Raw genomic sequence first — 25,642 nt, 5'->3', positions numbered from 1 at the left:
GCCATGCGCCGGGTTCGCGCACCCAAGGGGAGGCTCTCCATGGACCGTTCACTCATCGTCGCCAAGGTGGTGCCGACCGCCGAGGATCGGGTCGCCGAGATCTTCGCCGCGTCCGACGCGACCGAACTGCCCGGTGTGGTCGGTGTCCGCCACCGGTCGCTCTACCGGCTGCACGACCTCTACGTCCATCTCCTGGAGACGGAGCGCCCGGCCGACGGCGCGGTGGAGGACGCCCGCGGGCATCCCGAGTTCATCCGGGTCAGCGAGCGGCTGCGGCCGTACATCTCGCCGTATCTGCCGGACTGGCGCTCACCGCGGGACGCCATGGCCCACTGCTTCTACCGGTACGACGCGCCCGGGCGGCGGCCGTGACCACCACCGCGCCCCAGGACGAGCAGCTCTGGTCACGCTGCGACGGCTGCGCCTCGCTGCTGTACCGCAAGCGGTTGCGCCGCAACCTGGACGTCTGCCCGGAGTGCGGCTCGCACGCCCGGCTGGACGCCCCGGACCGGGTGGCGCAGCTGGTCGACCCGGACTCGTTCGTCCCGCTGCCGGAGCGGGCCGTTCAGGTCGACCCGATCGAGTTCGTCGACGCGGTGCCGTACCCGCACCGGCTCGGCGCGGCCCGCGTCGCCACCGGGCTGGACGAGGCGGTGCTCTGCGGCACCGCCCGCATCGGCGGTCATCCGGTGGCGCTGGCGGTGATGGACTTCCGCTTCCTCGGCGGCAGCCTCGGCTGCGCGGTCGGTGAGCTGATCACCCTGACCGCCGAGCGGGCGCTTGCCGAGGCGGTGCCGTTGGTGCTGGTCACCGCCTCCGGCGGGGCCCGCATGCAGGAGGGGGCGCTGTCGTTGATGCAGATGGCCACGGTCAGCCAGGCCCTCGCCGGGCTGCGCGAGGCGGGCCTGCTGACCGTCAGCGTCCTCACCGACCCCACCTACGGCGGGGTGGCCGCGTCCTACGCCACCAACACCGACGTGGTGCTCGCCGAGAGCGGCGCCCGGATGGGCTTCGCCGGCCCCCGAGTGATCCGGCAGGTCACCGGCGCCGCACTGCCCGAGGGCTTCCAGACCGCCGAGTTCCTGCTGCGGCACGGGCAGATCGACATGGTGGTGCCCCGGCACGCGCTGCGCGGCCGGCTGACCGCGCTGCTCGCCGCGGCGCACGCGGCCCGCCGGCGGGTGCCCGTACCCCGGCAGGTGCCCGCGCCGCGAACGGCGACGGGGGGCGGCGGCGCCGTGCCCGCGACGGCGGCCGGCCCGGAGCGGGACGCCTGGGCGACGGTGCGCACGGCCCGGCACCCCGGGCGGCCCACCACGCTGGACTACCTGGACACCGCCTTCGACGGCTTCGTCGAGCTGCACGGCGACCGGCTCGGCGCGGACTGCCCGGCGATCGTCGGTGGCCTGGCCCGGCTCGACGGCCGGCCGGTGATGGTGATCGGCCACCAGAAGGGGCACACCACCGCCGAGCTGGTGGCGCACAACTTCGGCATGGCCAGCCCGGCCGGGCATCGCAAGGCGTTGCGGCTGATGCGGCTCGCGGCCCGGCTCGGCCTGCCGGTGGTGACCCTGGTGGACACCCCGGGCGCCGACCCGGGGGTGAGCGCGGAGCAGCAGGGGCAGGCGGCGGCGATCGCCGAGAACATCCTCGCGCTGAGCATGCTGCCCACCCCGGTCGTCGCGGTGGTCACCGGCGAGGGCGGCAGCGGTGGGGCGCTCGCCCTCGCGGTGGCCGACCGGGTGCTCATGCTCGAACGCGCCGTCTATTCGGTGATCAGCCCAGAGGGCTGCGCCGCGATCCTCTGGCCGGACAGCTCCGCCGCGCCGCAGGCGGCCCGCGCGCTGCGGCTCACCGCCACCGACCTGTGCCGGCTCGGGGTGGTCGACGAGGTGGTGCCGGAGCCGGCGCCGGCCGCGCACGGCGACCCGGCGGGCGCGGCCGAGCTGCTGGGCCGGGCGGTGGCGGCGAATCTCGCCCCGTTGCTCGACGTGCCGCCGGCCACCCTGGTCCGCCGCCGCCGGCAGCGGTTCCGTCGCTTCGGCGCGGCCCGCGCCGTGGGGGTTACCCGATGAGCGCCGGCGCCCGACCCGACGAGGTGCTGGACGGGCTGCGCCGGCACGCCCGCAAGCTGGTCGCCGAGCTGGCCGGCCCGGTGCGCCGGGTCCGGCTGCGCAGCGGCGAGAACGTGCTGGAGGTGGAGTGGCACGGTCCGGCCCAGGCGGTGCCCGCGCCGCGCGCCGACGCCGAGCCGGTCGCGGAACCGGCCACCGAGCCGGTGTCCGCGCCGGACCGGCTGGCCGTGCGGGCGCCCGTGGTGGGCACCTTCTACCGCGCCCAGGAACCGGGCGCCGCTCCCTTCGTCGCCGTCGGCGACCTGGTCCGGCCGGGCCAGGTGGTCGGCATCGTCGAGGCCATGAAGTTGATGAACGAGGTGACCGCCGACCAGGCCGGACGGGTGGTCGAGATGCTGGTCGAGGACGGCAAGTCCGTCGAGTACGACCAGCCGCTGGTCGCCCTGGAACCGCTCGCCACGCGAGGAAGCTGATGTTCGACAAGGTGCTGATCGCCAACCGGGGTGAGATCGCGCTGCGGGTCCTGCGGGCCTGCCGGGAGCTGGGGGTGCGTACTGTGGTGGTGCACTCCACCGCTGACGCCGACTCGTTGCCCGTGCGGCTGGCCGACGAGACCGTCCGGATCGGACCGGCAGCGAGCCGGCAGAGCTACCTGAACGCCGCGGCGATCGTCGAGGCCGCCCGGCAGACCGGTGCGCAGGCCGTGCATCCCGGCTACGGGTTCCTCTCTGAGGACGCCGACTTCGCCGAGATCTGCGCGGCCAACGGGCTGACGTTCGTCGGCCCGCCGCCGGAGGTGATGTCGGCGCTGGCCGACAAGTCCACCGCCCGGGCGCTGATGAGCAAGGCGGGGCTGCCGCTGCCACCGGGCGCCGTGCAGACCCTGCCGACGGTCGCCGACGCGCTGGAGGTGGCCGCCGAGGTGGGCTACCCGGTGATCATCAAGGCGGCGGCCGGCGGCGGCGGGCGCGGCATGACGGTGGTGCACGGGGCGGCCGAGTTGCCCCGCGCGTACGCGCGTACCCGCGCCGCCGCCCAGGTCGCCTTCGGCGACGACCGGGTGTACGTCGAGCGCTACCTCGCCGACGCCCGGCACGTCGAGGTGCAGGTGCTCTGCGACGGCCACGGCAACGGGGTGCACCTGGGCACCCGGGACTGCTCGGTGCAGCGGCGCCACCAGAAGCTGATCGAGGAGGCACCGGCCCCGGCGCTGCGGCAGTCCACCCTGGACGCGCTCGCGGAGACCGCACTGCGTGGCGTCCTGTCGGTCGGCTTCACCGGCGCCGGGACCGTCGAGTTCCTGGTCGACGGGGCGGGACAGGGCCACTTCCTGGAGATCAACTGCCGGATCCAGGTCGAGCACCCGGTGACCGAGCTGGTGACCGGCGTGGATCTGGTGCACGAGCAGTTGCACATCGCCGCCGGTACGCCGCTGCGCCTGCGGCAGGAGGACATCCGGCTGCGCGGGGTGGCCGTCGAGGCCCGGGTCAACGTGGAGGACCCGGACCGGGACTTCGCGCCCGCGCCCGGCCGGCTCGACCGGTTCCGGCCACCAGGCGGCCCGTTCACCCGGGTCGACACCCACGGCCATCCCGGCTATCTGGTCAGCCCGCACTACGACTCGCTGCTGGCCAAGGTCGCGGTCTGGGCGCCGGACCGGGACGGCGCGCTCGACCGCCTCGACCGCGCGCTCGGCGAGTTCGACGTCGCCGGGCCGGGTGTCCGCACCACCATCCCGTTCGTCCGGCGGGTGCTGCGCGACCCGGCGTTCCGCCGCGGACGCCACACCACCGGCCTGGTCGACCGGCTGCTCACCGCCCCTGCCGAGGGGGCCGCGCCCGCTGCCCCGCCGGCCACCGCTGCCACGTCCGCCCCCGCTGCCACGCCCGTCGACGGCACCGCGCCCGCCGAGGGCGGCGCGCCGCGCGTGGCCGGCCCCGCCAACGGCACCGCGCCCGCCAACGGCACCGCGCCCGCCGAGGGCACCGCGCCCGCCGCCGGGGCCGCCGGCCACGTGGCCGTGAACGGCGGGCAGGGCGGGCCGGATTCCGACCGCGCCGCCCCCGTGTCCGCTGATCCCGTGTTCGTCACCCGTGCCGAGGCCGACCCGGCCGGCCGTACCCCCGTCACCGCCGTGCCCGCCGCCGGCCCGACCGCTTGGAGGACCCGATGACCGTCGCTTCCGACCGCCCGCTCGCCGCGCAGATCACCGACATCCTTGTCACCCACTGCGGCCTGGACGCGCAGGCCGCCGCCCGCACCCCGGCCGCCAGCCTGGAGGAGCTCGGCATGGACTCGCTCGCCCTGCTCGAACTCTCCGCGGTCGTGGCCGACCGGTGGCGGGTCAAGATCCCCGAGCAGGCCGGGCAGCTCAGCATCGCCGGCGTCGCCGATCTGGTGGCCGGCAAGGCCGACCCGCCCGGACACACCGAGAACGGCATCGAGATCGCCGCGCCGCTGCCCCTGGTCTGGGAGGTCACCAACGACGTGGCCCGGTGGACCGAGCTGTTCACCGAGTACGCGGCGGTGGAGATCCTGGACCGCACCGGCGACACCGTGCGGTTCCGGCTCACCATGCATCCCGACGAGAACGGCGTCGCCTGGAGCTGGGTCAGCGAACGCACCGCCGACCGGGCGAGCCGGCAGGTGCACGCCCACCGGGTGGAGACCGGCCCGTTCGAGTACATGCGCATCCACTGGCGCTACGACGAGGTCCCCGGCGGCACCCGGATGACCTGGGTGCAGGACTTCGCCATGAAGCCCACCGCCCCGGTCGACAACGCCGGCATGACCGAGCGGATCAACGCCAACAGCAAGGTCCAGCTGGCCGTCATCAAGGAACGGATCGAACGGCGGGCGGCCGCGTCGACCGGGAAGGAAGGCCGCGATGCCTGAGACCACCACCGCCCGCGTCTCCGTGCACGACGTCCCCGCCGACCGGCGGCGCGGCGGCGAGCTGCGGGTCCTGCTCGGCCCGAAGACCGTCGGCAGCACCTCCGGGTTCATGGGCGTGGCCGCCCTCGCCCCCGGCGAGCGGATCGCCGAGCACTACCACCCCTACAGCGAGGAGTTCCTCTACGTCGCCCGCGGCGCGATCACCGTCGACCTGGACGACCGGCCGGTGCCGCTCGGCGCGGGGGAGGCGCTCTTCGTGCCGAAGGACGTCCGGCACCGGCTGCGCAACACCGGCGACGAGCCGGCCGAGGTGGTCTTCCACCTCGGGCCCCTCGCTCCGCGCCCCGAGCTCGGCCACGTCGACACCGAGACACCCCCGCCCCCTCGGGAACCGTCGTGACCGGCCGGCAAACCGTGGTCACCGGCATCGGCGTCGTCGCACCCGGCGGCGCCACCCGGGACCGGTTCTGGAAGACCATCACCGAGGGGCGGACCGCCACCCGGCGGATCAGCTTCTTCGACCCGTCGCCGTTCCGCTCCCAGATCGCCGCCGAGTGCGACTTCGACCCGGACGCGGCCGGGATCACCCTCGCCGAACGGCAACGCGCCGACCGGTACGTGCAGTTCGCCCTGGCCTGCTCGGCCGAGGCGCTCGCCGACAGCGGCCTCACCCTCACCGACGCCGACCGGGACCGCGCCGGCGTGGTGCTGGGCACCGCCGTCGGCGGCACGATGGCCCTGGAGCAGGAGTACGTCCGGGTCAGCGACTCCGGCCGGAACTGGCTGGTGGACCACACCCTCGGCGGGCGGTACCTCTACCAGGCGCTGGTCCCCAGCAGCCTGGCCGCCGACGTGGCCTGCCGGCACGGCCTGCACGGTCCGGCCCAGGTCGTCTCCACCGGCTGCACCTCCGGCATCGACGCCATCGGGTACGCCCACCAGCTCATCGCCGACGGCGAGGCGGACGTGGTCCTGGCCGGGGCGGCGGACTCGCCGATCTCCCCGGTGACGGTCGCCTCGTTCGACGCCATCCAGGCCACCAGCCCGGACAACGACGACCCGGAGCACGCGTCCCGGCCGTTCGACGCCGACCGGCACGGTTTCGTCCTCGCCGAGGGGGCGGCCGTGCTGGTGCTGGAGGAGGTCGAGCACGCCCGCCGCCGGGGCGCCCACGTCTACTGCGAGGTGGCCGGGTACGCCAGCCGCAGCAACGGCTTCCACATGACCGGGCTGCGCCCGGACGGGGTGGAGATGGCCGTGGCCATCAGCGACGCGCTGCGCCAGGCCCGGCTCGCCCCGTCGGCCGTCTCGTACGTCAGCGCGCACGGCTCGGGCACCCGGCAGAACGACCGGCACGAGACGGCCGCGTTCAAGCGGGCGCTCGGGCCCACCGCGTACCGGGTGCCGGTCAGCTCGATCAAGTCGATGGTGGGGCACTCGCTCGGCGCCATCGGTTCGATCGAGATGGCCGCGTGCGCGCTGGCCATCGAGTACGGGGTGGTCCCGCCCACCGCCAACTGGGCCACCCGGGATCCGGAGTGCGACCTGGACTACGTGCCCAACGAGGCGCGGGAGGTGCCCGTCGACGTGGCCCTGTCGGTGGGTAGCGGCTTCGGCGGCTTCCAGTCCGCGATGGTCTTCCGCCGGTTGGCGGTCACGCCATGACGGCGCGGGCGGTGGTGACCGGGATCGGGGTGGTGGCGCCGACCGGGATCGGTAACGACGCGCACTGGGCCAGCGTGGTCGCCGGCACCCGGCGCACCGGGCCGATCACCCTGTTCGATCCGGCGAGCTATCCCACCCGGGTCGCCGGGGAGGTGCCCGACTTCGATCCCGGCGGGTTCGCCGACACGCGGCAGCGGGTGCAGACGGACCGGTGGACGCATCTCGGGTTCGCGGCCACCCGGCTGGCGCTGGCCGACGCCGGGCTGCCGGAGCGGGCACCGGACCCGTACCGGTGGGCGGTAACGCTGGCCAGTTCCTCCGGCGGGAACCTGTTCGGCCAGCGGGAGCTGCAGCGGCTGTGGGGTGGGCCGACGCGGACCGTCGGGGCGTACCAGTCGATCGCCTGGTTCTACGCGGCCAGTGTCGGGCAGGTGTCCATCCACCACCAGCTCAAGGGGCCGTGCGGGGTGACGGTGTCGGAGTCGGCCGGTGGGCTGGACAGCCTGGCCCACGCGGTCCGGACCGTCCGTCGGGGCACCCCGCTGGTGGTGGCCGGGGCGACCGAGTGCCCGCTCAGCCCGTACGCGCTGGCCTGCCAGCTCCGCTCGGGGCTGCTCAGCGACGTCGCCGACCCGGAGCGGGCGTACCGGCCGTTCGACGCCGGGGCCAGCGGGTACGTGCCGGCCGAGGGTGGCGCCGTCTTCGTGGTGGAGGAGTTGGGACACGCGCTGGACCGGGGCGCCCGGATCTACGGCGAGATCACCGGCTGGGCGGCCACCCACGACGCCGCCCCGACCGATCCCGAGGCCGGCCCCGATCCGACCCACTACGCCCGGGCGCTGCGGCTGGCCCTGCAGCGGGCCGGCGTACGGCCGCACGACGTGGACGTGGTCTGGCCGGACGCGCTGGGCGTGCCGGCGTACGACCGGGCGGAGGCGAGCGCCCTGCGGGCGGTGTTCGGGGAGCGTACGCCGTCGGTCACCACCCAGAAGCCGCTGACCGGCCGGGCGCACCAGGGTGGGTCGGCGCTGGACGCGGCGACCGCGCTGCTCGCCTTCCACCACGGCCTGCTGCCCGCCTCCGCCAGCCCGCAGCGGCCCGCCGCGGGCTGCGAGCTGCCCTTCCTGCGGGATCCACGCCGCCCGCGCAGCCGTATCGCGCTGGTCGGGGCGCGCGGCTTCGACGGTTTCAACAGCGCGCTGGTGCTGCGCGGCGCCGCGCCCCCACCCGCGTCGGAGGAGAGTCCCTAGGCGGGTGGTCGAGGTCTTGCGGCACAACACGATCTTGGAGGTTCTTTCGCGGTGCCCAGACGTTGACCCCTGGCTGCGGCATTACTCGTCTGGTCGGTGGATCAGTCGCGCTCGACCAGGAGCCGGGCGTAGTTGGCCGTCGACCGCTGGTAGCGCGGCAGGTGCTTGGCGAGCGCCCCGACGGCGATCGACACTGCCTCCCGCTCCCGGCCGACGCTGGTCAGTGCCAGCGCGAGCGCCGCGCTGACCGCGTCGTCGAGCTCGTCGGAGCCGCTCTCGCGCTCCTCGGTCAGCAGCCGGACGCTCTCCTCGGGCTGCCCGATGTTGCGCAGCGAGCTGGACATCTGGATCACCGAACGCCGCCGCCGGATGCCGTCGATGCCCAGCTCGAGCGCCTTGTGGTAGAGCGGAACCGCCTTGTCCGAATGACCGGTCGAGTCCCAGGCGCAGGCTCGCTCGAACGCCGCCACCGGATGATCCGACCCCAGCTCGTCGGCGAGGGCGCCGACCCGGTCGCGGAACTCCTCCTGGTCCCAGTCGTCGGGCGCCGCGTTGAAGGCTGCCCACAGGTCCGCGCTGCGCTGCTCCCAGTCGGCGCTAGGGTTCATCGTCGTTCTCCTCGTGATCGTCGGTTCGGACGGGAGACACTCTGCGAGCGCTGGTACCGTGGCCGCCAGTGATTCGGCATGAGCCGAATCTCTTCTCCCCTCGGAAGGTGCGGATGGCGGTCACGCTGCGGTTCAGCCCCACCGACCTGCTGCGCTGCCGCTTCGCCATCTCACCGATGCTGGAGACGCTGTCCGCGGTGCGCCTGCTGTCCCCGCGCGAAGGCGTCGGCCCCCACCGCCGCTGGCTCGACACCCTCGACACGCGGGGACTCGACCTGCGGCCGATCGCCCTGCTCCAGCCGCGTCGCGGCTACACCCCCGATTTCCTCTCGCCGCCTCCGGTCAGCCCGCACGCCCGGTTCGAGGACGAGATCGAGGCGGTGGCGGCCACCGACCATCATCGGGTACGCGCAGAGCTGCGCCGGTCACTGGCGGACACCCCGGGGGCGGCCGAATCGGCGACCGGACGGCTCCTGCTGGGCGACCCGGCCCTCGTTCTTCAGACGCTGGTCTCACTCGTGAGGCAGGCGTGGGAGGTCCTGGTCGAACCGGTCTGGCCGCAAGTGCGCGGGCTGCTTGACGCCGATGTGGGCTTTCAGACCCGGCGTCTCGCCGAAGGCGGCCTGGACCGGCTGTTCGCCGAGTTGCATCCACGACTGCGCTGGAACAACGGCGTGCTGACCCGCGAGTACGGCGACGACGAGCATCGCGATCTGCGCGGCGAGGGGCTTGTCCTGGTGCCCAGCGCCTTCAAGTGGGATCAGGTCGTCGTCATCGTGGACCCGCCGTGGCAGCCCACGGTGATCTATCCGGCGCGCGGGCTCGGCACGCTCTGGCAGCCCCTGTCCACCGACCGGCATGCGGCTCTCGGTCGGTTGATCGGCAGAACCCGGGCGGTGCTGCTGCTCGGCCTCGACGAGCCGACCAGCACGACCACGTTGGCCCACCGCCACGCGCTGGCAGCCGGGACGGTCTCCGAGCATTTGTCGGTGCTGCGCGACGCCGGGTTCGTCGCCGGGGAACGACACCGGCACGAGATCCGCTATCGGCGCACGCCCCTCGGCGAAGCCGTGCTCCGTTAGTGCGATGTCCCCACGTTCAGCGGGTGTGCCGGTGGGTGTTGTGGATCCTCGCCCCGGGCGGGCGAGCGACGTCCCCGTCACGGTGCCGGCGGTTGCCGGGCAAGGGGCGGCGGCCGGCGGTGTACTGGAGCCGGCGTAATCGCGATCCTGCCCTGTCCGATCGAGCCTCGGCAATCCACCCAGCCGCTTTTCCTGATCTAGCCATTTGCATCTAGCTATGCCTCGAAGGGCTGCCGTAGGGTCTCGTCAGCACCCCGGGTAACGCACCTGTTGGGCGGATTTCGGCCACTTTGAGGCTGGGTGGTGGACGGTCGTGACTGTGCATCCTGTAGCGGAAGATCCTGTGGCGGCAGAGGCAAGCTGGGTGGACGACATCCTGTTCACCGGACGTCCCACCGACGTCTGCCTACGCCTGCCCGAACCGGTTGACAAGGGCACCCTGCGCCGCCTGGTGGGCGAGGCGCAGGCCCGGCTGGCCGAGGCCGGGCTGCGTCCCGGCGGGGCCGCCGCGCTGCGGCTGCCGCCGTCCCTGGCGTACGTGGTGAACCTGCTCGCCACCTGGCGCAGCGGCGCCCAGGCCGTGCTGCTGGACCACCGGCTCACCGACCACGAGGTCGACCGGGCGCTGCGCCGGCTCACCCCGCAGGTGGTGGTGGCGCCGGTGCGGACCGGCGGGGGAGCGCTGCGGATCTTCGTCGACGTCACCGAGGGGATCACGGCCTACTCCGACCGCCCCGCCGGCAGCCCGCACGCGGTGATCCAGCTCAGCTCCGGATCCACCGGACCGTCGAAGGTGATCGGCCGCACCGCCGAGGACCTGGTCGGCGAGGTGCACCGCTACACGCGCATCGACGGGGTGGCGCTGCCCGGCGAGCGGATCATCCTGCTGCCGTCCATGGTGCACGTGCTCGGCCTGGTCGGCGGGCTGCTCTACGGGCTGCACGCCGGCGTCGAACTGGTGCCGCCGGAACGGCTCACCGGCGACGCGATCCTCGCCGCCGTCGCCGCCCAGCACACCCCGGCCACCGTGCTCGGCGTGCCGTTCCACATCGGACTGCTCGCCTCCACCACCCCGGCGGGGCCGCTGCCCCAACTCAAGCGGATGACCACCGGCGGCGAACTGGTCCCGGCCGCCGTCGCCCGCGCCTTCACCGACCGCTACGGCGTCCCGCTGGGCAACATGTACGGGATGACCGAGGTCGGCGTCATCGGCACCGACCTGTACGGGGCGAACCGCCCCGCCATCGCCCCCGCTCCCGGCATGCGCGTGCGGGAGTCCGGCGGCGAGCTGTGGGTGAGCTGCCCGGCGTCCCCGTACGTCGGGCTCGCCGACCCGACCCGGTGGGCCGACGGCTGGCTGCACACCCGTGACGCCGGCACCGTCGACCCGGAGACCGGGCTGGTCACGGTGCGGGGCCGGCTCGACTCGCAGGTGTCGGTGGGCGGCATGAAGGTCGACCTGACCGAGGTGGAGGCCACCGTCGCCGAGCTGCCCGGGGTGGGCGCCGCGGTGGTGGTCTGGGACGACGGCATCACCGCGTACGTCCAGCCGGACGGGCCGCTGTCCGCGGAGACGCTGGACAAGCTGCTCGCCGAACGCCTCGCCGGCTACAAGCGGCCGCGGGCCCTGCACCTGCTCGACCAGTTGCCGCGCACCACCACCGGCAAGCTGGTCCGGTCGACGGCGGCGCTGCGGGACGCGGCGTCATGACCGGCCCGCTACGCGAGCACGACGTCGACCTCCCCGGCCGCCCCGGCGACCGCCACCGCGAGCACCAGGCCGTCCCCGGCCGCCGGGTGGCCCACCCGTACGTCGGGACAGGCGGGCACCGGGCGCAGCAGGTCGCCCGGACCGCCTGGCACCGGCATCCGCCGGCGCAGCCCGCCGTCGCGCAGCCCGGTGCCGAGCGCCTTGCCGACCGCCTCCTTCGCCGTCCACAGGCGCAGGAAGTCCAGGTCCCGGCCGGCCTCGTCCCGGGCCCGCAGCCAGGCCGCCTCCCCCGGGTCATACCAGCGGCCCGCGAGGGGGGCGGCGGGCAGCGGCCGGCGCCGCTCGACGTCCACCCCGACCGGCCCGCCCGCCCGGGCGGCCACCACGACCAGCCCGTCGACGTGGCTCACGCTCACCGGCAGCGTCCGCCCGTCGCCGGCGGACACCTCGGGCCGCCCGCCGGGCACCCGCCGTACCCCGATCTCCGTCCCGGACCGGCCGAGCAGCGCGCCACCCGCGCACCGCAGCAGCCGCCGCGTCAGCTCCCGCTGGTCGCCGGCGGTGCGGCCGAGCCACACGTACACGGTGTCCCGACCGGGCACCGGTAGCTGCCTCACGGAAAGAGGTTAACGCCATGCGCGACGAGGTCCGCACCTTCGTCATCGAGCAGCTCGCCGACATGAACTACGACGTCGAGGACGTCGACGACGACACCACCCTGGGCCCCTCCGGGGTCGACCTCGAATCGCTGGCCCTGGCCGACCTGGCCGTGCGGGTCGAGGACCGGTACGGCCTGAAGTTCGCCGACGACGAGTCGGAGCAGCTGGCCCTGATGACGGTCGGCGAGTTCACCACGATGGTCGCCGACCGGGTGGCCGGCGCGACGAGCGACCGCTCCTGATGGCCGGTCAGCCCGACCTGGGGCGAGCTGACCTGGTGAGCATGCTCGCCGAACTGACCGCGAAACCCGTCGACCAGGTGCCGGAGCGGATCGGCTCGATGGAGCTGGCCTGGCTGGTGCACCTCGTCGAGCAACGCTACGACCGCCGGATGGAGCTCAGCGACGACCAGCTCGCCGGCATCCGCACCGTCGACGACGCGCTGGCGGTGTTCCACACCTCGCTGACCGCGCCCGCAGATGGCTGAGCGGCAGCACCTGAGGATCACCGGCGTCCACGCGCTCAGCGCCCTCGGCAGGGGCGCCGACGCGCTGCTCGCCGGGGTGCTCACCGGCACCCCGGCGTTCGCGCCGGTCCGCAGGTTCGACACCACCGGCCGCCGGGTCACCGTGGCGGCCACCCTGCCCGACGTCGGCCCGCTGGCCGACGAGCTGACCGACGCGATCGACGCCGCCTGCCGGGCGGCCGGGCTGGACCGGACGCAGCGGTCCGGGGCGGCGCTGTTCCTGGCCGTCCACGGTGGACCCGAGGTGCCCGCGCTCGCCGCCGACCTGGCCCGGCGCTGCGGGCTGGCGGAGCGGACCCGCGTCTACACCACCGCCTGCGTGTCGGCGAGCACCGCGGTGGCCGACGCGGCGACCCTGATCGGCCGGGGCGACCTGGACCGGGTCGTCGTCGCGGCCGGCTACCTGGTCGAGCCGGACCAGTACGCGCTCTTCGACGCCGGCCGGGCGTTCGCCGCCGACGGGGCGGTCCGACCGTTCAGCGCCGGCCGGCAGGGGTTGCTGCTCGGCGACGGGGTGGCCGCCGTGGTGCTGGAGTCACCCACCGCCGCCGCCCGCCGGGGCGCCCCCACCCTCGCCACCGTGCCCGGCTGGGGCCGGGCCGGGGACGCGTACCACCCCTGCCAGCCCGACCCGCAGGGGAGCGGGCTGGCCCGGGCGGTCGCCGCGGCGGTGCGCCGGGCCGGGCTGCCGGCCGAGACGCTCGGCTACGTCAACGCCAACGCCACCGGCACCCCGTACAGCGACGTCGCCGAGGCGGCGGCGCTGCGCCGGGTGTTCGGCGACCGGGCCGGCCGAATCCCGGTCAGCTCCACCAAGTCGGTGCACGGGCACGCCCTCGAAGCGTCCGGGCTGCTCGAACTGGTGGTCACCGTGCTGGCGCTGCGGCACGGCAAGCTGCCGGTCAACGCCGGGTTCCTCGGCCCGGACGACACCTGCCCGCTGGACGTGATCACCGACGCGCCCCGCCCGGCGGTCACCGACTACGCGCTGACCCTCAACGCGGCCTTCGGCGGCGCCAACACGGCCCTGCTGGTCGGTGCGCCGTGACCGCCACGAGCGGGCTGCGGGTCCTCGCCGAGGCGCGCTGGCCGGAACCCGGCGACGGGTCGCCGCCCCCGGTGCCCGGGTTCGTGCACTCGGCGTTCCCGCCGCTGGTGGCCGCGGTCGCCGACCGCTGCCTGACCCGCCGGCACGGCGCGCGTCCCGTACCGGCCGGCACCCGCACGGCGGTCGTGCTGGTCAGCGCCAGCGGCGACCGGGCCAGCGCGGAGCACGTCCGGGCCACGGTCGCCGCCGGCGGCCGGATCGGGCCGCTGTTCTTCTTCCAGTCGGTGCCGAACAGCGTGGCCGGGCACGTCGCGGCGCGCTGGGGACTGGACGGCCCGGTGGTCTGCCTGAGCCCGACCGGGCAGCCGCGGGCCGACGGCACGGCCGAGGCGGAACTGCTGCTGTACGACGGCGACGCCGACGAGGCGTTGCTGGTCCTGATCGAACAGGCGCCGGACGGGACGCCGGGCGAGGCGACCGCGGTGCTGCTGGGGGAAGGAACGCCATGAGGAGCAAGGGACTACGCGGCGCGCTGGCCGCCGACACAGCGCTCGGCGCGGGCAACGTGCTCGCCCGGGTGCTGGCCCACGGCGCCGACCCGGACGGCCCGGGGCTCACCTTCGACACCCCCGTCGACGGTCACCCGGCCGAGCACCCGCTGACCCTCGGCCAGCTCGCCGAGCGGGTCGCCGCCCGGGCCGCCTGGCTGCACCAACGCGGAGTGCGGCGGCGGGACCCGGTCGCCGTGTGGGCCGGCACCGCCGCCGACATGGTGCTGTCGTTCCTGGCGTTGACCCGGCTCGGCGCGATCCCCGCGCTGATGAACGGCAAGCTGCGGCCGGAGATCGCCGCCGAGTACATCCGCCGGCTGCGGGCCGCCGGGGTGCTCGCCGACGCCGCCCACGCCGCGGCCCTGCACGGGCACGACCTCGGTGCCCCGCTGCTCGGCGAGCCCGCCGAGGCGGGCGCCGGCGACCCGGCCGCCGCTCCGGCCCACCACCGGCATCACCCGGACGACCCGGTCGTCATCACCCACACCTCCGGCACCACCGGCGTGCCGAAGGCCGTGCTGCACTCGCACGCCAGCCTGTTCGCCGCCACCCGGCACCTGCTGTCCATGCCGCAGGCGCAGGGCACCGGCCGGATCCTCAACGCGCTGCCCGCCCCGCACACCGCGACGGTGCTGATGGTCAACCAGGCGCTCGGCAACCGGGCGGAGATGTACCTGCTGTCCGAGCAGGGCGGCGAGCGGGTGCTCGACGCGATCCAGCGGTGGCGGCCGGACGGGGTCTTCGGGTTCTCCGTCACCTGGGCGGAACTGGCCCGCTTCGACCTGTCCGGCTACGACCTCGACTCGGTGCGGCTGTGGTTCAACACCGGCGACTGCTCCCACGAGCCGCACGTGCGGCGGCTGGTCGGGGTCGGCTCGCGGGACGTGATGACCCGGGAGGGCGTGACCCGGGCACCAGGGTCGGTCTTCATCGACGGGCTGGGCTCCAGCGAGATGGGGCACTCGATGTTCCACATCACCCACACCGTCGACACCGACCGGTACGGCCGCTGCGTCGGCCGCCCGTACCGGTTCACCAAGGTCGCCGTCCTCGACGACGACGGCGACGAACTGCCCCCGGGGCAGGTCGGCTGGCTCGGCATCGACTCGCCGTCGCTGTTCCGCGGCTACTGGAACGACTCGGTCACCACCTACCGGTCCCGGCTGCGCGGCTGGTACCTCACCGGTGACCTGGTCTACGCCGACGACGAGGGGCGCTACTACCACCTGGACCGGGCCGTCGACTCGGTCGACGCCGGCGACGGGAAGCGCTTCTTCACCGCGCTGTCCGAGGAGCGGATCCTCGCCGCCTGCGCCGACGTCACCGACTGCACGGTGGTGATCGTCAAGGAGGGCGACCGGGCCGGCCGACCATTCCGGCTCGACTCGCCCGACGCCGCGCCGCGACCCCCGGTCGTCACCGACGTGCTCCTCGAACTGGCCGCCGGGGCCGACCCGGCGGAGGACCGCACCGAGCGGATCCGCGCCGCGCTCGGCCCGGACCTGGCCGCCACCCTGCGCCGGGTGGTGCCGGTCCGCTCCGACGACATCCCGGTCACCGTGACCGGCAAGGTCCGCAAGGTGGCGCTGCGCGAGCGCTACCTGACCGAGTCGGCGTCATGACCGCCGTCATCACCGGCATGGGGCTGTTCACCCCGGCCGGCCGGGGCGTCGAGGAGACCTTCGACGCGCTCACCACCGGCCGGTCCGGGCTGCGCCGCCCGCCCGAGGGGCACCCGGCCCGGGACTGCCTGGAGGTGGCCGGGGTGCTGCCGGAGGTGGACCCGCGCAGTGTCGCCTCCGGGCCGGAGACGAAGGTGCTCGACCGGATCGTGCTGCTCGCCCTGATCACCGCCGCCGAGGCGCTCGCCGACGCCGGCATCGAGGTGGGGCGGGACGTCGACCCGGACCGGATCGGGGTGATCGTCGGCGGCGTCGGCGGCATGTCCACGCTGGAGAGCCAGGTGCTCGCCCGGGCCGCCCGGGGCCGGGCCGCGGTCAGCCCGTACCTGCTGACCGGGATCCTGCCGAACATGCCGTCGGCCCGGATCGCCATCGCGCACGGCATCCGGGGCTACAGCTCGGCGGTGGGCACGGCCTGCGCGTCCGGCGCCCAGGCGGTCGCCGACGCGGTCCGGCTCATCCGGGCCGGCGAGGCCGACGTGGTGCTCTGCGGGGCGAGCGAGGCACCACTGTTCCCGACCTTCGCCGACACCTTCGGCAACGCCCGCGCGCTGGCCCGCGGCTGGGACGAGCCGACCGAGGCCAGCCGCCCGTTCGACAAGCGGCGCAACGGGTTCGTCCTCGCCGAGGGAGCGGCGCTGCTGGTGCTGGAACGCGCCGAGCACGCCGCCGCCCGGGGCGTCACCGGCTACGCCGAGGTCGCCGGGTACGGGGTGAACAGCGACGCGTACCACCCGACCGCGCCCCGGCCGGACGGCGCCGGGGCGGCCGGCTGCATGCGCCGCGCCCTGGCCGGCGGGGGCGCCGAGCCGGGCCAGGTCGGCTACGTCAACGCGCACGGCACCGGCACGAAGCTCGGCGACATCGCCGAGACCACCGCGCTGGCCGAGGTGTTCGGCGTCGGCGGGGTGCCGGTCAGCTCCACCAAGGCGCTCACCGGGCACCTGCTGGGCGCCTCCGGGGTGCTGGAGGCCGCGGCGACCGCGCTGGCGCTCGGCCGCGGGCTGCTGCCGCCCACCTACCACCTCGACGACCCGGACCCGGACTGCGCGGCGGACCACATCCGCACGGCGCCCCGGGCCACCCGGGCCGAGTACGCACTGACCAACTCGTTCGGGTTCGGCGGCCAGAACGTCAGCCTGCTGCTCCGCCGCGCCGTGCCGGCGCGGCGGGCCGCCGGCGCCGCGACGCCGGCCGCCGGGGCGGGGAGGTGATCCGACGTTCCACCCCGGGCGGCGCAGGCCCGGGACGGCAGTCACGGGGGGACATCGGGAAAGGCTGACAGATGGACATCAACGGAATAGACCACATCGAACTGTACGTGGGGGACGCCCGGCAGGCCGCCTTCTACTTCGGCACCGCGGTCGGGTTCCGGCTGCGCGGCCAGGGCGGCCCGGAGACCGGGCTGGCCGACCAGCGCTCACTGCTGCTGGCGCAGGCCGACATCCGGATGCTGCTCACCTCCGGGCTGACCGCCGAGCACCCGGCGTCGGCGTACGTGCAGCGGCACGGCGACGGCATCGCGGTGGTGGCCCTCGAGGTCGACGACGCCGCCGGGGCGTACGCGGAGCTGGTGGGCCGGGGGGCCGCCGGGGTGACCCCGCCGCGGACCTTCACCGGCGCGGACGCCGAGGTGGTGACCGCGGAGGTGGGCGGCTTCGGCGACGTGCTGCACCGCCTGGTCGAGCGGCGCGGCGACCGCACGGAGTTCCTGCCGGGGGCGGTCGAGTCGCTGCCGGCCGGCGACGACGACAAACTGCTCGCCGCGATCGACCACCTGGCGGTCTGCGTGCCGCCCGGCCAGCTCGACGGGACCGTCGCGCACTACGAGCGGGTGTTCGGCTTCGCGCAGATCTTCGAGGAGCACATCGAGGTCGCCGGGCAGGCGATGAACTCCAAGGTGGTGCAGAGCCCGTCCGAGCGGGTCACGGTCGTGCTGCTGGAGCCGGACACCAGCCGCCGGCCCGGGCAGATCGAGGACTTCCTGCGCTGGCACGCCGGCGCGGGGGTGCAGCATCTCGGGCTGCGCACCGACGACATCGTCACCGCGGTCGGCGCCCTCGCCGAGCGGGGGGTGCGCTTCGCCGGCACCCCCGCCGCCTACTACGACGACCTGGAGCGGCGCGTCGGGCCGGTCGACGCGCCGCTGGACCGGCTGCGCGACCTGAGCATCCTGGTCGACTCCGACCACGGCGGCCAGCTCCTGCAGATCTTCACCGAGTCGATGCACGTGCGCCGCACCCTCTTCCTCGAACTCATCGAGCGGCGCGGGGCGCGCACCTTCGGCAGCGGCAACATCAAGGCGCTCTACGAGGCCAAGGAACGGGAACTGGCCGCGGCGGGGGCCACCTCCGCCGTCGCGGCCGCCACCGCAGGAGGGGTTGGGGCATGACCATCACACATCCGGCGCTGACCGCCGAAGAGGCGGCGCTGCTGCCGTCCGACGAGGACGTGCGCCACTACGCCGAACACGGCTGGTACCTGTCGAAGAAGCTGTTCACCGACGACGAGGTGGACGAACTGCTCGCGGCGACCGACCGCTACTACGCCGGGGAACGCGACCGGCGGCTGCCCGTGCGGCCGCCGAAGCTGGCGTACTGGGAGCCGGCGTCGGGGAACGTGCAGCGGCACAACGACTACGTGCACTACGAGCACGACGTCATCGGCCGGATCCTGCGCAAGCCGTTGATCGGGGCGGTGGCCGCCCGGCTGGCCGGGGCCGAGGAGATCCGCGTCTTCCAGTCCACGCTGATCTACAAGCCGCCGATCTCCGGCGAGCCGTCCAACATCGTGCCCTGGCACTTCGACAAGCACTACTGGGCGGCGCTGTCGTCGGAGCGGATGCTCACCGCGTTCATCCCCTTCCACAACTGCGGGGAGGAGATGGGCACCATCACCATGGTCGACGGGTCGCACCGCTGGCAGGAGGTCGGCGCCGACGACACCGTGGTCCGGCACTTCGCCGACCGGGACCGCGACCAGCTCGAGGTGATGCTCGCCGAGAACGCCGCGCACAACCACGCGGAGATCCGCAAGATCCCCATGGTCATCCCCAAGGGGCACATGAGCTTCCACCACTGCCGGATCTACCACGGCAGCGGCCCGAACGTCAGCGGCCGGCCCCGCCGGGCCATCTCGCTGCACCTGCAGGACGGCGGCAACGCCTGGCGCGAGTATCCGCTCTCGGACGGCACGCTCGCCGGATACAACCACGACGTGCTGGTCCGCCGCACCCCCGACGGCCGGCCGGACTACACAGACCCCGAATTCTGCCCGGTCATCTGGCGCGACCGCGCCCAGCAGGGAGGCTGAACATGTCACGGTACGACTGGGGTAGGACGCACCCGGGCATCGAGCGGCTGGAGCGGGCGGTGACCGACCGCCGCGACGTGGTGGTCAAGCACCCGCTCTACGCCAACCTGGACACCCACGACGCGCTGGTCACCTTCATGGAGCACCACGTCTTCGCGGTCTGGGACTTCATGTCGCTGCTCAAGTCGCTGCAGCGCCAGCTCACCTGCGTCACCGTGCCGTGGATCCCGACCGGGCCGACCGGCAGCCGCCGCCTGATCAACGACATCGTCATGGTGGAGGAGAGCGACGAGCTGGGCGACGGCTACATCAGCCACTTCGAGCTCTACGTGCAGGGCATGGCGGAGGCCGGCGCGGACACCACCGCCGTGGAAAAGCTGGTCGACCTGCTGCGCGCCGGCCGGCCGGTGACCGAAGCGCTGGTCGAGGCCGGGGTGCCGGCCCCGTCCGCGGCGTTCGCCGGCACCACCTGGCGGATCATCGACAGCACCCCGGTGTACTGCCAGGCGGCGGCCTTCGCGTTTGGCCGCGAGGACCTCATCCCCGAGATGTTCACCCAGGTCGTCGCCGTCAACGAACGCAGCCAGCGGCTCAACAAGTTCGTCGACTACCTGGAGCGGCACATCGAGGTTGACGGGGAGCAGCACACCCCGATGGCCATGCAGATGCTCGCCGACCTGTGCGGCGACGACGACGCCAAGTGGCAGCAGTGCGCGGACACCGTCAACGCCGCGCTCGCCGCCCGGGCCAAGCTCTGGGACGACATCCTCGCCGCGATCAAGGAGGGGCGCCCGGCGTGACCCACGACCCGGTCCGGCTCTACCGGACGGTACGGCTGATCCGCCGCTTCGAGGAGCGGGCCATCGAACTGGTCCGCGCCGGGGAGATCGTCGGCGGCATCCACCCGTACCTCGGGCAGGAGGGGATCGCCGCCGGGGTCTGCGCCGCGCTGCGCGACGACGACCTGGTGACCGGCACCCATCGCGGGCACGGGCACGTGCTCGCGAAGGGCGCCGACCCGGCCCGGATGCTCGCCGAGCTCTGCGGCCGGGTCACCGGTCTCAACCGGGGCCGGGGCGGGTCGATGCACGCCGCCGACTTCGGCGTCGGGGTGCTCGGCGCCAACGCCATCGTCGGGGCCGCCGGCGCGATCCTCACCGGGGCGGTGTGGGCGCGCCGGCGGCGCGGCGACGACATCGTGGGGGCGACCTTCTTCGGCGACGGCGCGGTCAACGAGGGGATGCTGCTGGAGGCGTTCAACCTGGCCGCGCTCTGGCGGGTGCCGGTGCTGTTCGTCTGCGAGAACAACGGATACGCCACCACCATGCCCGTCGCGGGCGCGGTCGCCGGCACCATCGGCGGCCGCGCGGCGGCGTTCGGCATGCCGGCGACCGTCGTGGACGGGCAGGACCCCGAGGAGGTACGCGACGCCACCGCCGCCGCCGTCACCCGGATGCGCGTCGGCGGTGGCCCGGAACTGGTCGAGGCGCACACCTACCGGTTCGACGCCCACCACACCTTCGAGCACGTGGTACGCCTCGACTACCGCCCGCCAGCCGAGGTGGCCCGGGGCCGTGCCCGCGACCCGGTCGCGATCCAGGGCGCGCGGCTGCCACGGTCGGTTCGGGACGCCGTCGACGCCGAGGTCGAGGCGACCCTGGCGGCGGCCGTCGAGTACGCCCTGGCCAGCCCGGCCCCGGACCCGGCCGGGGCGTTGGAGCACCTGTACGCCAGCGGGCTGACCGCCCGGACCGGAGGTGGCTGATGCCCCGGCTGTCCTACCGCAGGGCGCTCACCCGCGCGCTCGCCGACGAGATGACCCGCGACGAGTCGGTCTTCCTGCTCGGCGAGGACATCCGGGTGGCCGCCGCCAACGTCACCACCGGGCTGCTCAAACGGTTCGGGCCGGAGCGGGTCGTTGACACCCCGCTGTCCGAGCAGGCGTTCACCAGCTTCGCCACCGGCGCCGCGCTGGCCGGGCTGCGGCCGGTGATCGAGTTCCAGATCCCGTCGCTGCTCTTCCTGGTCTTCGAGCAGATCGTCAACCACGCCCACAAGTTCCCGCTGATGACCGGCGGGCAGTGCGCCGTGCCGGTCACCTACCTGGTGCCCGGTTCCGGCTCCCGGACGGGCTGGGCCGGGCAGCACTCCGACCACCCGTACAGTCTCTTCGCCCACGTCGGGGTGACCACCGTGGTGCCGGCCACCCCGGCCGACGCGTACGGGCTGCTGGTGTCGGCGATCCGCTGCGACGACCCGGTGGTGGTGTTCGCCCCCGCCGGGGCGATGGACCTCCGGGCCGACGTGGGCGACCCGGCCGCGGTGCCGCTCGGCCGGGGCGTGGTCCGCCGGGTCGGCGCCGACGTCACCGTGGTCGCGGTCGGGCACCTGGTGCACGAGGCGCTGGCCGTCGCCGGCGACCTCGCCGGCCAGGTGTCGGTGGAGGTGTTCGACCCCCGGACGCTGTACCCGTTCGACTGGGACGGGCTGGTCGAGTCGGTGTCCCGTACCGGGCGCCTCGTGGTGGTGGACGACTCCAACCGGTCCTGCGGCATCGCCGGCGAGATCATCGCCACCGTGGTCGAACGGGTGCGGCTGCTCGCGCCGCCCCGCCGGGTCACCCGCCCGGACGGCGCCGTGCTGCCCTTCGCGCCCGCCCTGGACCGGGCCGTGCAGCCCGGCCGCGACCAGCTCACCGCCGCCATCCAACTCACCGTGAAGGACGGTTGACCGATGGACCCGAACTACCCGTGGCCGCCCGCCGAGCAGGCGTGGACCGACCTTCCCGAGTCGACCCGCAGGGCGATGGTGGCCGCCGGCGCCGCCGAATGGGAGCGGATCTACCACGGCCGGGCGACGTACAACAAGCAGTGGCGGTTGGCCCGGCCACCGGTGCTCACCGCCGACGCCTTCGGCGAGCTGAACGAGGTCTGCGACCGGATCGCCCAGCTCATCCTGGAGGCGTGCCAGCGGCGCGCCCGCACCGCCGGCGAGCTGCGCCGGCTGCTCGACGTGCCGGCGGGGGAGACCAAGCTGCTCGACGAGGACGAGCCGCTGCACGAGGGGCTGCTCGCCGCGTACCGGCCGGACGTGCTGCTCTCCGGCGGGGTGCCGTGCATCGTGGAGTACAACATCGACAGCAGCCTCGGCGGCGGCTTCGACGCGGACACCGTGATCTACCGGTACGCCGACCTCTACCGCCAGCACGGCCTGCTCGACGGGCTGCCGGCCCGCCCGGCGCCGTCCCTGCTGGACCAGCGGTTCGCGGCGATCCGGGACACCCTCGGATTGGCCGAGGGGGCCCGGGTGGCGCTGCTGATGGACTTCGACGCCGAGTACCCGGGGCTGGACGACCCGGAGACGTTCATCCGGATCCTCTCCCCGCTCGCCGACCAGGCCGAGCGGTTCGGCATCGACCTGGTCATCGCCCCGGTCTCCACCGCCACGCTGGACGAGGAGCGGCGCCTGGTGGTCGGCGGCGGCCCGGTGGACGCGCTGTTCCGGCTGTTCGTGCCGAACCGGGTCACCCCCAGCGCCGGCCTGGACGCGGTCGCCGGGGCCCTCGCGGCCGGCACCCTGCCGATGTTCGTCAGCACCGCCGCCTGGCTGCTCAGCAACAAGCTGAACTACGCCTGGCTCTGGGCCGACCTGGCGTTGCTGTCGGCGGCCGACCAGGCGCTGATCCGCCGGTACGTCCCGCACACCGTGGCGCTCACCGCCGAGCAGTTGGACCGCGCCCTGGCCGAGCAGGCCGACCTGGTGGCGAAGCCGGCCGGCGGCTCGGCCGGGCACGGGGTGCTGATCGGCCGGGAGATGAGCGCGGTGGCCTGGGAGGACGGCGTCCGCGCCGCGATCGACGCGGGCGGCAACATCCTGCAGCGCTACCACGAGGCCGACCGGGTGGCGATGGACTTCGTGCAGATCGAGACCGGGGAGACGGTCAGCGCCGAGGTGCCCTACAGCCTTGCCCCGTACCTGTTCGGCCGGACCGGCTCCGGTGCCCTGGCCCGGGTCGGCTACCCCGGCTGCGAGCCGGTGCTCAACCTGGCTCGCGGCGTCCTCATGACCGGCATCCTCCTCACCGACTGACCCGCTCCGCCCGCAGTTTGCGTTGATCAAGGAGTTTCCGTCATCCGGGGCCGTCCGGATCCCGACGCGAACTTCTTGATCAACGCGGGGTCAGGTGGGCGGCCAGCACGCGGAGGGTCTCGGCGGTGGCGATGGCGTCGCTGCGGGCGCTGCCGTGCCGGCCGTCGCCGCTGTACAGCGACGGGTCGGCGACGGCCGGATGGTCGGTGAGGTGCACGTGCAGGGTGCCGAGCCGCTCGGCCAGCCGACCGGTGTGGGTCGACAGTTGCCGCATCCGCTCCCGCAGGCCGGCTCGCAGCGCCTCGGGGACGGCGGGGCTGTGCGAGACGTCGAACATGCCGACCGTGATCACGCTCGCCCCGGCGTCCTGGAGGGCGGTGATCATCACGGACAGCTCGGCGTCGACCGCGTCCGGGTCGTACCCGGGCCGGAAGGCGTCGTTGCCGCCGCACACCACCAGCGCCAGGTCCGGGCCGAACGCCAGCGCCGACGCCAGCTGGGCCGCCCGCACCTCGTGTGCGCGCAGCCCGCGCCGCCCCAGGTTGCGGTAGGCCAGGCCGGGCTGGACCGCACGCAGTTCGGCGGCGATCCGGTCGGCCCACTGCAGGTCGGAGTAGCCGTCGACCGGCTCGCACAGCCCCTCGGCCACGCTGTCGCCCAGCACCACGAACCGCCGCCACGGATGCCCCCGCAGCAGCGCCGCGCTCTCGCCCGGCCGGAGGCACCACGGATCCGTCGCTTCGGTCAACGTCGATCCCACAACCGCACGCTAACCCACTCGCCCTCGATGCGTCGATCATGAGGTTGGCGGCCCTTCACCCGGCGTGTCGCGCCGCCAACCCCATGACCAACCGCCGCAATGGAGGGATGCGGGTGCAGGTGGCGGTGTGTGGGCCGGCGAAGGCGTCGCCGGGCGAGGAGGCGTGGGCGCGGCGGGTGGGGGAGCTGCTCGCGCAGCACGGGGCCGTCGTGCTCTGCGGCGGGGGCGGCGGGGTGATGGCCGCCGTCGCCGCCGGCGCCCGGGCCAACGGGGGCCTGGTGATCGGGGTACGTCCTGACGACGGCACCGACCCGGGTGAGGCCGACGTGTCGGCGGCGGTGGTGACCAACATGGGGCAGGCCCGCAACGCGATCCTGGTGTGGAGCGCCGACGCGGTGGTCGCCGTCGGCGGGTCGTGGGGGACGCTCAGCGAGGTGGCCCTGGCGATGCGGCGCGGCGTACCGGTGGCCGTGCTCGGTGGCTGGCGGGTCCTCGACCCGGCCGGCGACCCGCTGCCCGGCCCGCAGCACGTCGACACGCCGGACGAGGCGGTCGACATCGCGCTGCGCCGGCCGGGCTGACCGCGCTCAGCCGAGCAGCGACAGCAGCTCCTCGGGCCGGCCGGCGGCCAGGTCCGCCGGCTCCGCGGCGTCGTACTGGTGGCCCCAGCCGGCGGCCACCGCGACGGCGCCGCTGCTCCGGGCGGCCCGCAGGTCGAGCGGCGAGTCACCCACGTACGCGGCGCGGCGGGGATCCAGCCCCAGCAGCCGGCAGGCCAGCCGGACGCCGTCCGGGTGCGGCTTGGGCCGCGCGACCTCGTCCCCGCCGAGGACCACCCGGAAGTGTCCGCGCAGCCCGGCCCGGTCGAGCAGGATCTCGGCGGCCCGGTGACTGGCCCCGGTGAAGAGACCGACCGGCACCCGGCCGGCGACGTCGGCGAGCACGTCCGCCACGCCGGGATAGACGGTGACCTGCCCGGCGAGCGTGGCCAGGTGAGCGTGGTAGGCGGCGAGGTCCGCGTCGGTGGCCGGGCGCCCGAGCAGGTGGGACAGCAGCGCGGCCGGTGGGCCGAGCGGGTACCCGGCGATGATCTCGGCGTCGGAGAGCGCCGGCCCGCCGCCGTCCACGATGGCGGCCCGGTACGCCGCCGGCACCACCGCGTGCGACTCGATCAGCGTGCCGTCCATGTCGAAGACGATCCCGGCCACCAGCGCGTGCCCCCGGCGCGCTGACGGCGAGCCGGGACGCGGGAGGGCACTCACCGGGTCTCCGTCCGGTAGGCGGCGGCGAGGCGCTTCGGGGCGCGGGCGTACCACGCCTCGGTGATCAGCTCGGCCAGCTCCGCGACGTCGACCCGGTCGAGCCGGACCAGCACGGCCGGGTATCCGTCGAAGTGCGGGGTGGTGAAGTAGATCGTGGGGTCGTCGGCCAGCAGCGCCTCCTTGGCGCCGAGGTCGGGCACCCGGACGCCGAGGATCGGGCCGTCGGGAGCGGCGTCGCCGAGGGCGTCGAGGTCGGCGCGGCGCAGCGGACGCTCCCAGACGAACGACTTGTCCCGGACCCGCCAGGCGGGCAGGTCGTCGTGGCTGCCCCGCTCGGTGGTCTCCGGCAGGGCGAGCGCGATCCGGCGTACGTCGTCCCAGGTCGCCATGCAGCGACCATACGCCCATCACGGCGGCCGGCGGCGGCACAGCCCGGGCCGGGTGGGGTCGATGTCGTGGCGGGCGAC

General features: G+C 74.6%; 26 protein-coding genes and 2 pseudogenes. 23 read left to right on the top strand and 5 right to left on the bottom strand.

Annotation, left to right across the window (positions count from 1 at the left end; translation table 11 throughout):
• Positions 1-39: 39 nt before the first annotated feature.
• From ACFYML_RS09260 to ACFYML_RS09225, 8 genes and pseudogenes are all read left to right on the top strand, one after another.
• Positions 40-372 carry a TcmI family type II polyketide cyclase gene (locus ACFYML_RS09260; RefSeq protein WP_357435880.1) on the top strand — a complete coding sequence of 111 codons (333 nt, stop codon included), beginning with the start codon at positions 40-42 and terminating at the stop codon, positions 370-372.
• A complete protein-coding gene (locus tag ACFYML_RS09255; RefSeq protein WP_387420097.1) occupies positions 369-2,075 on the top strand; it encodes an acetyl-CoA carboxylase carboxyltransferase subunit alpha in 1,707 nt (568 codons plus the stop codon). Before ACFYML_RS09260 ends, ACFYML_RS09255 begins: the two co-directional genes overlap by 4 nt.
• Positions 2,060-2,548, top strand: a pseudogene (gene accB, locus ACFYML_RS09250) (acetyl-CoA carboxylase biotin carboxyl carrier protein); the annotation flags it as partial. The gene ACFYML_RS09255 and the pseudogene accB, both read left to right, overlap by 16 nt.
• Positions 2,548-4,099 (top strand): annotated as a pseudogene (locus ACFYML_RS09245) (acetyl/propionyl/methylcrotonyl-CoA carboxylase subunit alpha). The pseudogenes accB and ACFYML_RS09245, both read left to right, overlap by 1 nt.
• A 145-nt stretch (positions 4,100-4,244) precedes the next feature.
• Entirely contained in the window at positions 4,245-4,970 is a 726-nt protein-coding gene (locus ACFYML_RS09240; RefSeq protein ID WP_357435874.1) for an SRPBCC family protein, read from the top strand.
• On the top strand, positions 4,963-5,370 hold the full coding sequence (locus tag ACFYML_RS09235; RefSeq protein ID WP_073836261.1) for a cupin domain-containing protein: 408 nt from the start codon (positions 4,963-4,965) through the stop codon (positions 5,368-5,370). The genes ACFYML_RS09240 and ACFYML_RS09235 overlap by 8 nt, the downstream gene beginning before the upstream one ends.
• Positions 5,367-6,635, top strand: coding sequence for a beta-ketoacyl-[acyl-carrier-protein] synthase family protein (locus ACFYML_RS09230; RefSeq protein ID WP_387420096.1), 1,269 nt, complete (start codon positions 5,367-5,369; stop codon positions 6,633-6,635). Before ACFYML_RS09235 ends, ACFYML_RS09230 begins: the two co-directional genes overlap by 4 nt.
• Entirely contained in the window at positions 6,632-7,885 is a 1,254-nt protein-coding gene (locus tag ACFYML_RS09225; RefSeq protein WP_387420095.1) for a beta-ketoacyl synthase N-terminal-like domain-containing protein, read from the top strand. The genes ACFYML_RS09230 and ACFYML_RS09225 overlap by 4 nt, the downstream gene beginning before the upstream one ends.
• Before the next feature lie 101 nt (positions 7,886-7,986).
• Here the strand turns inward: ACFYML_RS09225 and ACFYML_RS09220 are convergent, their stop codons facing one another.
• Entirely contained in the window at positions 7,987-8,493 is a 507-nt protein-coding gene (locus ACFYML_RS09220) for a tetratricopeptide repeat protein (RefSeq protein ID WP_387420094.1), read from the bottom strand.
• Positions 8,494-8,606: 113 nt separating this feature from the next.
• Between ACFYML_RS09220 and ACFYML_RS09215 the strand changes: the two genes are divergently transcribed.
• Positions 8,607-9,575 (top strand): DUF5937 family protein, encoded by a 969-nt coding sequence (locus ACFYML_RS09215; protein WP_387420093.1) that lies wholly within the window; start codon positions 8,607-8,609, stop codon positions 9,573-9,575.
• A gap of 364 nt (positions 9,576-9,939) precedes the next feature.
• Complete coding sequence (locus ACFYML_RS09210) at positions 9,940-11,286, top strand: class I adenylate-forming enzyme family protein (protein ID WP_387420092.1); 1,347 nt, start codon at positions 9,940-9,942, stop codon at positions 11,284-11,286.
• An 8-nt stretch (positions 11,287-11,294) separates the two neighbouring features.
• Here the strand turns inward: ACFYML_RS09210 and ACFYML_RS09205 are convergent, their stop codons facing one another.
• Entirely contained in the window at positions 11,295-11,903 is a 609-nt protein-coding gene (locus ACFYML_RS09205) for a 4'-phosphopantetheinyl transferase family protein (RefSeq protein ID WP_387420091.1), read from the bottom strand.
• A gap of 17 nt (positions 11,904-11,920) precedes the next feature.
• Here ACFYML_RS09205 and ACFYML_RS09200 point away from each other — a divergent pair, with 17 nt between their 5' ends.
• The 12 genes from ACFYML_RS09200 (at position 11,921) to ACFYML_RS09145 (ending at position 23,153) form a co-directional block, all read left to right on the top strand.
• Complete coding sequence (locus ACFYML_RS09200) at positions 11,921-12,187, top strand: phosphopantetheine-binding protein (protein WP_073836266.1); 267 nt, start codon at positions 11,921-11,923, stop codon at positions 12,185-12,187.
• Positions 12,187-12,432, top strand: coding sequence for an acyl carrier protein (locus ACFYML_RS09195; RefSeq protein WP_387420090.1), 246 nt, complete (start codon positions 12,187-12,189; stop codon positions 12,430-12,432). The genes ACFYML_RS09200 and ACFYML_RS09195 overlap by 1 nt, the downstream gene beginning before the upstream one ends.
• Positions 12,425-13,519: a beta-ketoacyl-[acyl-carrier-protein] synthase family protein gene (locus tag ACFYML_RS09190; protein ID WP_387420089.1), complete on the top strand. Its 1,095-nt coding sequence runs from the start codon at positions 12,425-12,427 to the stop codon at positions 13,517-13,519. The genes ACFYML_RS09195 and ACFYML_RS09190 overlap by 8 nt, the downstream gene beginning before the upstream one ends.
• A complete protein-coding gene (locus tag ACFYML_RS09185) occupies positions 13,516-14,028 on the top strand; it encodes a beta-ketoacyl synthase chain length factor (protein ID WP_387420088.1) in 513 nt (170 codons plus the stop codon). The genes ACFYML_RS09190 and ACFYML_RS09185 overlap by 4 nt, the downstream gene beginning before the upstream one ends.
• Positions 14,025-15,692, top strand: a complete 1,668-nt coding sequence (locus tag ACFYML_RS09180) for a class I adenylate-forming enzyme family protein (RefSeq protein ID WP_387420087.1) — start codon at positions 14,025-14,027, stop codon at positions 15,690-15,692. Before ACFYML_RS09185 ends, ACFYML_RS09180 begins: the two co-directional genes overlap by 4 nt.
• A complete protein-coding gene (locus tag ACFYML_RS09175) occupies positions 15,689-16,966 on the top strand; it encodes a beta-ketoacyl-[acyl-carrier-protein] synthase family protein (RefSeq protein ID WP_387420086.1) in 1,278 nt (425 codons plus the stop codon). The genes ACFYML_RS09180 and ACFYML_RS09175 overlap by 4 nt, the downstream gene beginning before the upstream one ends.
• Before the next feature lie 71 nt (positions 16,967-17,037).
• Positions 17,038-18,144: a 4-hydroxyphenylpyruvate dioxygenase gene (gene hppD / locus ACFYML_RS09170; RefSeq protein WP_387420085.1), complete on the top strand. Its 1,107-nt coding sequence runs from the start codon at positions 17,038-17,040 to the stop codon at positions 18,142-18,144.
• Positions 18,141-19,064: a phytanoyl-CoA dioxygenase family protein gene (locus tag ACFYML_RS09165; RefSeq protein ID WP_387420084.1), complete on the top strand. Its 924-nt coding sequence runs from the start codon at positions 18,141-18,143 to the stop codon at positions 19,062-19,064. The genes hppD and ACFYML_RS09165 overlap by 4 nt, the downstream gene beginning before the upstream one ends.
• A gap of 2 nt (positions 19,065-19,066) precedes the next feature.
• Positions 19,067-19,864, top strand: coding sequence for a DUF3050 domain-containing protein (locus ACFYML_RS09160; protein ID WP_387420083.1), 798 nt, complete (start codon positions 19,067-19,069; stop codon positions 19,862-19,864).
• Entirely contained in the window at positions 19,861-20,829 is a 969-nt protein-coding gene (locus ACFYML_RS09155; RefSeq protein ID WP_387420082.1) for a thiamine pyrophosphate-dependent dehydrogenase E1 component subunit alpha, read from the top strand. Before ACFYML_RS09160 ends, ACFYML_RS09155 begins: the two co-directional genes overlap by 4 nt.
• Entirely contained in the window at positions 20,829-21,794 is a 966-nt protein-coding gene (locus tag ACFYML_RS09150) for an alpha-ketoacid dehydrogenase subunit beta (RefSeq protein ID WP_387420081.1), read from the top strand. Before ACFYML_RS09155 ends, ACFYML_RS09150 begins: the two co-directional genes overlap by 1 nt.
• A gap of 3 nt (positions 21,795-21,797) precedes the next feature.
• The gene (locus ACFYML_RS09145) at positions 21,798-23,153 is read left to right on the top strand and encodes a hypothetical protein (RefSeq protein WP_387420080.1); all 1,356 of its coding nucleotides are present in this window, start codon (positions 21,798-21,800) and stop codon (positions 23,151-23,153) included.
• A gap of 79 nt (positions 23,154-23,232) precedes the next feature.
• On the opposite strand, the gene ACFYML_RS09140 is transcribed toward ACFYML_RS09145, so the two are convergent.
• Entirely contained in the window at positions 23,233-23,913 is a 681-nt protein-coding gene (locus ACFYML_RS09140) for an SGNH/GDSL hydrolase family protein (protein WP_387420079.1), read from the bottom strand.
• A gap of 107 nt (positions 23,914-24,020) precedes the next feature.
• Between ACFYML_RS09140 and ACFYML_RS09135 the strand changes: the two genes are divergently transcribed.
• A complete protein-coding gene (locus ACFYML_RS09135; RefSeq protein ID WP_387420078.1) occupies positions 24,021-24,494 on the top strand; it encodes a TIGR00725 family protein in 474 nt (157 codons plus the stop codon).
• 6 nt (positions 24,495-24,500) lie between these two features.
• Here the strand turns inward: ACFYML_RS09135 and ACFYML_RS09130 are convergent, their stop codons facing one another.
• Positions 24,501-25,175, bottom strand: coding sequence for an HAD family hydrolase (locus ACFYML_RS09130; RefSeq protein WP_387420077.1), 675 nt, complete (start codon positions 25,173-25,175; stop codon positions 24,501-24,503).
• The gene (locus ACFYML_RS09125; protein WP_387420075.1) at positions 25,172-25,564 is read right to left on the bottom strand and encodes an MmcQ/YjbR family DNA-binding protein; all 393 of its coding nucleotides are present in this window, start codon (positions 25,562-25,564) and stop codon (positions 25,172-25,174) included. The genes ACFYML_RS09130 and ACFYML_RS09125 overlap by 4 nt, the downstream gene beginning before the upstream one ends.
• Positions 25,565-25,642: the final 78 nt, after the last annotated feature.

The organism is Micromonospora sp. NPDC007230 (genome assembly GCF_042869115.1).
Classification (GTDB): domain Bacteria; phylum Actinomycetota; class Actinomycetes; order Mycobacteriales; family Micromonosporaceae; genus Micromonospora.
The sequence above is the reverse complement of the archived record's forward strand: the minus strand, read 5'-3'. Positions and strand labels throughout refer to the sequence as shown.